The sequence below is a fragment of the Novosphingobium sp. Chol11 genome (assembly GCF_945870625.1).
Taxonomy (GTDB): domain Bacteria; phylum Pseudomonadota; class Alphaproteobacteria; order Sphingomonadales; family Sphingomonadaceae; genus Novosphingobium.
On the sequence record NZ_CAMBTS010000131.1, the window covers coordinates 1 to 7228 of the forward strand.

Annotated in this window: 5 protein-coding genes and 1 pseudogene; 3 read left to right on the forward strand and 3 right to left on the reverse strand. The window is 64.9% G+C overall.

What is annotated here, in order from left to right:
* From Q0O40_RS14645 to Q0O40_RS14655, 3 genes and pseudogenes are all read right to left on the reverse strand, one after another.
* Nucleotides 1-227: pseudogene (locus Q0O40_RS14645) on the reverse strand (sodium:proton exchanger); the annotation flags it as partial.
* A 36-nt stretch (nucleotides 228-263) separates the two neighbouring features.
* On the reverse strand, nucleotides 264-1838 hold the full coding sequence (locus Q0O40_RS14650) for a DUF1963 domain-containing protein (RefSeq protein WP_295531464.1): 1575 nt from the start codon (nucleotides 1836-1838) through the stop codon (nucleotides 264-266).
* 162 nt (nucleotides 1839-2000) lie between these two features.
* The gene (locus tag Q0O40_RS14655) at nucleotides 2001-3224 is read right to left on the reverse strand and encodes an NADP-dependent isocitrate dehydrogenase (protein WP_295531467.1); all 1224 of its coding nucleotides are present in this window, start codon (nucleotides 3222-3224) and stop codon (nucleotides 2001-2003) included.
* Between the two features lie 234 nt (nucleotides 3225-3458).
* On the opposite strand from Q0O40_RS14655, the gene Q0O40_RS14660 reads away from it, so the two are divergent.
* Genes Q0O40_RS14660 through Q0O40_RS14670 form a run of 3 tightly spaced genes read left to right on the forward strand, consistent with a single transcriptional unit; the run spans nucleotide 3459 to nucleotide 7215 of the window.
* On the forward strand, nucleotides 3459-4223 hold the full coding sequence (locus tag Q0O40_RS14660) for a crotonase/enoyl-CoA hydratase family protein (protein WP_295531471.1): 765 nt from the start codon (nucleotides 3459-3461) through the stop codon (nucleotides 4221-4223).
* A 5-nt stretch (nucleotides 4224-4228) separates the two neighbouring features.
* A complete protein-coding gene (locus Q0O40_RS14665) occupies nucleotides 4229-5740 on the forward strand; it encodes an acetyl-CoA acetyltransferase (RefSeq protein ID WP_295531474.1) in 1512 nt (503 codons plus the stop codon).
* Nucleotides 5741-5769: 29 nt separating this feature from the next.
* Entirely contained in the window at nucleotides 5770-7215 is a 1446-nt protein-coding gene (locus Q0O40_RS14670) for a sulfatase-like hydrolase/transferase (RefSeq protein WP_295531477.1), read from the forward strand.
* Nucleotides 7216-7228: the final 13 nt, after the last annotated feature.

A 7228-nucleotide genomic window follows, 5' to 3' on the forward strand; every position in this document is an offset into this window, starting at 1 on the left:
GCAAACGGCGCGATCGCGCCCGGCTGGGTAATCGTGACATGATAGAGCCACGGGAACTGGGGCACCATCGCGCCAAGGCCATAAGGGCCGACCGCGAGCCCGACCAGAATGAAGCCGATCACCGGGGTAATGCGCAGGCGGGCAAAGGCCGGAATGACAATCCCCGCAGCGCCGAGGATCACCAGCGCATCGCTGATCGCAGCGGTGTGTTCAAACGATCCGGCCATGCCTTTATCTACGCACGCGAACCGGGAGCCGCAAACTTAATAGGCGGTGGTGGTCAGCACTGCCTTGTCGAAGCGCCGCTCGGCAAGGTCTTCGGGCGTGATCCAGAACTGGTAGACGCCCTCACCAAAGCGATGCCCGATGGCCTCGTCGGTTGAAAGCTCGAGCAGCAGCAGGTGCGTGACGGCGCGCTCCTGCTGATCGCCTTGGACATCGCTATAGGGCGCGAGCAGGCGGTTTGGCGTGGGGGCGTGGATGCCGCCTTGCGCGGTGCGCTGCGCCAGAGCGTGCCGGTAGGCGAGCCGGGCGACCACTTCGGGCGGGATGTTGGCGGCTTCATGCGGCGCGGCGTGGAGCGTGGTCTCGATCGCGGCTTCGACCGCGCCGGGCGCGATCAGCTGGGTGAGCGGCTTGTGCCCGGCAAACCACTCCCAGAATGCGGCGCGCACTGGCGGCTTGATTGCATCCAGCGCCGGATTGGCGAGCGCATGGTCAAACCAGGCCTGCGCCTCCTCCTTCACGCTAGCCAGATGCGCGGTGCGCGCGGCATCATCGAGATCGGGATAGAGCGAACGGCGGGGGAAGCGCAGCGCGCGATCGGCCTCGCGCACCAGCGCGGCGGCGCACGTCTGAATCGCCAGCCAATCCTGGGGGAAACCGGCCCAGGGGGCCGTAAACTCGTCGCCATCGGCACCGGTGAAATCGTGCGGGCCATATTGCTCGGGCAGCGCGCCGTCGCTTGCGCCGCCGGTTTGCGCGGCCAGCAGCGCCCGCGCGGTGGCCTCGGTGTTGCACCAGGCACGCGGCTTTTGCGCCTCGTCCTCGTCCTCAAGTTCCGCCCCCTCGCGCGCAGATGCTTCATCGGGCAGGGCGATCAACAACGGCTTGAACGGCCAGCGGGGCAGATGCGCGATGCCATGTTCGGCGGCCAGCGCCCAAGGCCAAGTGTAAGCGCCCTCGTCGCCATAGGCCACGGCAAGGTCTGCGGGGGGATCAACTTCCGCCCAGTCCGCTGCACTGTCGCTGCCTGTCCAAACCACTGCGCCGATCTGGCCATTGCCCCATTGCAGATCGAGGAAGAACAGCAGCGCGCCCGATGTGGGCAACAGGGCGAGCCCGGCCGCTTCGGGCACTTCGGCCAGATCGAGCTGGAGAATGAAATGCAGCGGTTTGCCGCTATCGCGATCATGCGGCCACGCGAACGGCCCGGGAACTTGCGGCACCCCGCCATAAAAGCTGCGGCTGCCTTGCGCCAGATGCGGCGGGAAATGGCGGCGCAGCACGATGGCCTGCTGCCCCGCCGCCAGGATTGCCTCGGGCAGAGGTTGGACCGCATTTTCGCCCCGGGCGGCAGCGAGCGTGCCCAAACGCGGCGAGAGATAGGCCTCTGCCTCGGCGAGCGGTGCGGCAGAAATCACGCGCGTGCGGCGGGCCGGCAGCACTGGCGCGACAGGCGGCAGCGCAGCCTTTTCGCCAAGCCGCTTGGCGGCCTTGTCGGTGCGCACCTGATCGGCGCGCTTCGCCAGCTGGCGGCGGACTAGGGTAGCCAGCAGAAAGAGCAGCAGAATGGCGCTGATCGCAAAGACCAGCGAGATCACGATAAGAGACTGCACGGCTTTCCTCTCGCGGCCGACGCTGGGACCTTAGCGCGAAAGTTGCAACATTCTATTGACGGGGCGTGCTCCTGCAAAATCCGGCCCGCCAACTCGGTAAACAGAAAAAGGGCCCCGGTGCCTGAGCACGGGAGCCCCTCTGATGCGGAATTGAAGGCGCGATCAGGCCGGTGCGTTCATCGCGGTTTCAAGGTTTTCGACGATCGCGGAGAAGAACGTCTCAGTGGTCATCCAGGGCTGGTTTGGCCCGATCAGGATGGCCAGATCCTTGGTCATCTTGCCGCTTTCGACCGTTTCGATGCAGACCCGCTCCAGCGTTTCGGCAAAACGCACCACTTCGGGCGTATTATCAAATCGGCCGCGATAGATCAGGCCGCGCGTCCACGCGAAAATCGAGGCGATCGGGTTGGTCGAGGTCTGTTTGCCCTGCTGGTGCTGGCGATAATGGCGGGTCACGGTGCCGTGCGCCGCTTCGGCCTCCACCGTTTTGCCATCGGGCGACATCAGCACCGAGGTCATCAGGCCGAGCGAGCCAAACCCTTGTGCGATCGTGTCTGACTGCACATCGCCGTCATAGTTCTTGCATGCCCAGACGAACTTGCCCGACCATTTGAGCGCTGAGGCGACCATGTCGTCGATCAGGCGGTGTTCGTAGACGATGCTGGCGGCAGCGAACTTTTCCTTGAAGCCTTCGGTATCGAAAACTTCCTGAAACAGGTCCTTGAAACGCCCGTCATAGGCTTTGAGGATCGTGTTCTTGGTCGAAAGATAGACCGGCCAGCCCAGATTGAGGCCGTAGTTGAAGCTCGCGCGGGCGAAGTCACGGATCGAATCGTCGAGGTTGTACATCGCCATGGCAACGCCGGGCGAAGGGAAGTCGAACACGTCGAGATCGATTTTTTCGCCGTTGTCGCCTTCCCAAACCAGCCGCAGCTTGCCGGGGCCGGGGATCCGGGTGTCGGTCGCCTTGTATTGATCGCCAAAGGCATGGCGGCCGATCACGATCGGGTCGGTCCAGCCCGGCACCAGGCGGGGCACGTTCTGGATCACGATCGGCTCCCTGAACACCACGCCGCCCAGAATATTGCGGATCGTGCCGTTGGGCGATTTCCACATTTTCTTGAGGCTGAACTCCTCCACGCGCTGCTCGTCCGGGGTGATCGTCGCGCATTTTACGCCGACGCCGTATTTCTGGATGGCATTGGCCGAACCGATGGTGATCTGATCGCCCGTTTCATCGCGCTTCTCGACCGAAAGATCGTAGTATTTCAGATCGATATCGAGATAGGGCAGGATCAGCCGCTCGCGGATCCATTGCCAGATGATCCGGGTCATCTCGTCACCGTCGAGTTCGATCACAGGATTTATCACCTTGATTTTTGCCATGCTGCGTCCTGTATCCGGTTCGAGTTGCAAGGGTGATCGGGGGAAGATCGTCTGCTGCGGCCTTAGCATGTGCTTTTCTGCGCGCAAGCAGGCCCGAAAAAAGGCGTGGCCTCTGCGCCAATTCGTCTGGACAGCAAGCGGCTTCACGCCCTAGACTTTAAGCAAGCGATTAAAGGGTGAGCCGGGGTTCCCTTACCAAGGCGCCGGCCGCGCATATCCTGGAGGAGGATCACCATGAGCGAGCAGGAAATTCTGACCGAAGTCGACGGCAACGTCCTGATCGTCACGATCAACAGGCCCGACGCCAAGAACGCGATGACCAAGGCGGCGGCGGAGGGCATCGCGGCGGCGATGGACCGGTTCGATGCCGAGACCGACTTGCGCTGCGCCATCATCACCGGGGCCGGGGGCACGTTCTGCTCAGGCATGGACCTTAAAGGGTTTTTGCGCGGCGAATCGCCAAGCGTGCCGGGGCGTGGTTTTGGCAGCCTGTCGCAATGGACGCCGAAGAAGCCGATCATCGCAGCGGTCGATGGCTATGCGCTTGCGGGCGGGATGGAACTGGCGCTGTCGTGCGATCTCATCGTCGCGCATGCGGGGGCCAAGTTCGGCATTCCCGAGGCCAAGCGCGGGCTTGCGGCGGCGGCTGGCGGCCTGATCAAGCTGCCGCGCCAGATCCCGCCGCGCATCGCGATGGAACTGGCGCTGACCGGCGATTTCATCACCGCCGCGCGCGCTTACGAACTGGGCTTCATCAATCAGATCAGCGAAGGCCCTTCGCTTGAAGCGGCCAAAGTGCTGGCGGCGCGGGTGGCGGCCAATGGCCCGCTGGCGCTGATCGCCTCGAAAGCGATCGTGCGCGAATCGCACGAATGGACCGAGGCCGAGATGTGGGACAAGCAGATGGCCTATACTGCTCCAGTGTTCACCTCGCAGGATGCCCGCGAGGGGGCCACCGCTTTTGCTGAAAAGCGCGCGCCAAACTGGCAGGGCAAGTAACGGCGATGGCGGCCGCGCTCGATCCAGCCCGCATTCCGGTTCTGATCGCGCAAGGCGAGGTGACCGACCGGCCCGCTGATCCGGCTGACGCGCGCGAACCAGTGGTGCTGATGGCCGATGCGCTGCGTGATGCCGAGGCCGACGCCGGAGCAGCCCTGATCGCTGCGATAGATTCGATCGAACTGGTTGGGATTGTCGGCTACCCTTACCGCGATCCGGTGGGGCTGCTGTGCGAAAAGCTGGGGATTGCGCCGGCGCGCGCGGTAAACGCCAGCATGGGCGGGGAAACCCCGGTGCGGCTGGTGCACGAGGCCGCGCTGCGGATCGCGGCGGGAACGTCGCAAGTCGCCGCGATTGTCGGCGGCGAGGCGCAGAATGCGCTGAACAAGGCGCGCAAGGCGGGGATCGAACTGGGCTGGACCCCGCCGCCGCCGCCCGGGGAAGCCTTTCGTGCGCATTTTGATCGGATGACGCGGCCCGCCTCGCGCGCGGTTGGCGTGTTCGCACCCGTTCATATCTATCCGCTTTACGAGAACGCCTGGACAGCCGCTCACGGGCTTACCCCCTATGCCGGGCAACAGGCGTCCGCCGCGCTGTGGGCGCGATTTGCGGCCGTGGCCGCAAACAACCCCAAGGCCTGGATGCAGCGCGCACCCGGCGCCGAGGAGATCGGCACACACTCCGCTGCAAACCGGCCAGTGGCGTTTCCCTACGCCAAGCTCAATGTGGCCAATCCGGCGGTCAATCAGGGCGGAGCGGTTGTGGTGGCCAGTCTGGCATGGGCGCGCGCTGCGGGGATCGCAGAAGAGCGGCTGATCCACATCTGGGGCGGCGCGGCGGCCAATGAACCGAACGATTATCTGCTGCGCGACAGCTATGCCCATTCGACCGCGATGCGCGCGGTGCTGGCCCGCGCGGTCGAGATCGCGGGCGGCGATGCGGCGGCTTTCGATCTGGCCGAGCTTTACAGCTGCTTTCCGATCGTGCCCAAGATGGCGCTGGAAGCCATGCCTTTGCGCGCCGATGTCGAACCTACGGTAGCGGGCGGCCTCACGTTCTTTGGCGGACCGCTCAACAATTACATGACCCACGGGATCTGCGCGATGATGCGGGGGCTGCGCAGCGGAACGGGCGAGCTGGGGCTGGTGTACGGGCAGGGCGGGGTGGTCTCCAAGCATCATGCGCTGGTTTTGGGCCGTGCGCCCGCACCAGAGCCGCTCAGTCCCGACGTTTCAGTTCAGGCCGCCGCCGATGCGGCACGCGGCGAAGTTCCGCTGGTAACTGAGGACTACGCGGGCCCTGCCACCGTTGAAACCTGGACGGTGCTCTATGCACCCGATGGCGCGGTGGAGCGCGGTGTGGTGCTCGCGCGCACCCCTGCGGGCGAGCGGCTGATTGCGCAGGTTCTGCCGGAGGATGAGGATGTGATTGCGCGGCTGACCGACTGGAACGCTTCGGCGGTGGGGCTGCACGGCGAGGTTGCCGCCGGGCCAGAGGGCACCTTGCGCTGGAAGTAGGGCGCTCAACCGCCGTCAGGAATCTTTCCATGGATACAGCCCGTCCCATCAAAGCCATGCCGAGCACGAGCATGACCCGGCGCAGCGCGCTGGCCGGGACTGCTGGCGCCGCGCTGGCCAGCACGGCGGCGGGTGCTGCAGCGGCGGGCAGCGCAGCAATGCCGCGCCGTCCGAACGTGCTGTTCATCATGGCTGACGACATGGGGTATGCCGACCTGTCCTGCTATGGCCGCAGCGACTATGCCACGCCGCGCATCGATGCGCTGGCGCGCGAAGGCATGCGTTTCACCAATGCTTATGCCAACAGCCCGGTTTGCACCGCTTCGCGCGTGGGGCTTATCATCGGGCGCTACCAATATCGCCTTCCCGTTGGGCTGGAGGAGCCGCTGGCATCGCATCCCGCTGGCCTGCCTGCCGCGCAGCCCACTTTGCCTTCGCTCCTGCGCGGGGCTGGCTATGCCACCGCCCTGGTGGGCAAATGGCATCTGGGCAATTTGCCGGACTATGATCCGCTGCGCAGCGGTTATGACCGTTTCTGGGGCATTCGCACAGGCGGAGTGGATTACTATACGCACCGCGCGATGGACGGGAGCACGGACTTGTGGGACGGGCCAACCCCGGTCGATCAGGCGGGATACCTCACCGATCTGCTCGCCGACCGCGCCATTGCCGAGATCGAAGCCCGCGCGAAGAACGCCCAGCCTTGGCTGCTCAGCTTGCATTTCACTGCGCCGCATTGGCCGTGGGAAGCGCCTGGCGACGAGGCCGAATCGCGCCGCCTGGCTGGCTTGAAAGATCCGGAAGCGCTGATGCACTACGATGGCGGCAGCGCCGCCACCTATGCCGGGATCATGGAGCGGCTCGATCTGCAAGTGGGCCGGGTGCTCGATGCACTGGCCGCCACTGGTCAGGCCGATGAGACGATCGTGGTGTTTACCAGCGACAACGGCGGTGAGCGCTTTTCAAACAATGGGCCATTCAGCGGCCGCAAGACCGAACTGCTCGAAGGTGGCCTGCGGATTCCCTCGATCGTGCGCTGGCCCGGCGTGGCCCGGCCCGGTGCGACAAGCGATGCGCAGACCATGATCATGGACTGGTTGCCAACGCTGGTGGCCGCAACCGGCGCGAAGCCGGATCCCGCCTTTCCGCCAGACGGGGTCGATCTGCGCGGTGCGATTGCGGGCGGCGCGGCGCCTGAGCGGACCTTGTTCTGGCGCTACAAGAATCATGGCCAGCAAGCCGCGCGCAAGGGCCGCTGGAAGTATCTGAAGATCGAGGACAACACGTTCCTGTTCGATGTCGCCGCCGATCCGATGGAGCGAGCCAATCTCAAGCAACGCGAACCAGCCATTTTTGCTATGTTGATCGAGGAATGGAACACCTGGAACAAGGGCATGCTGCCGCTTGATCCGGCGACCTACACGCACGGCATCACCGGCGGCCAGCTGGCCGATCACTTCGGCGCGCGGGACTGACCACGCGCACTTT

Excerpts from the sequence above, each read along its gene's own strand:
- Q0O40_RS14655 (WP_295531467.1), bottom strand. The coding sequence starts at position 3,224 with ATGGCAAAAATCAAGGTGATAAATCCTGTGATCGAACTCGACGGTGAC.
- Q0O40_RS14660 (WP_295531471.1), top strand. The coding sequence starts at position 3,459 with ATGAGCGAGCAGGAAATTCTGACCGAAGTCGACGGCAACGTCCTGATC.
- Q0O40_RS14665 (WP_295531474.1), top strand. The coding sequence starts at position 4,229 with ATGGCGGCCGCGCTCGATCCAGCCCGCATTCCGGTTCTGATCGCGCAA.
- Q0O40_RS14670 (WP_295531477.1), top strand. The coding sequence starts at position 5,770 with ATGGATACAGCCCGTCCCATCAAAGCCATGCCGAGCACGAGCATGACC.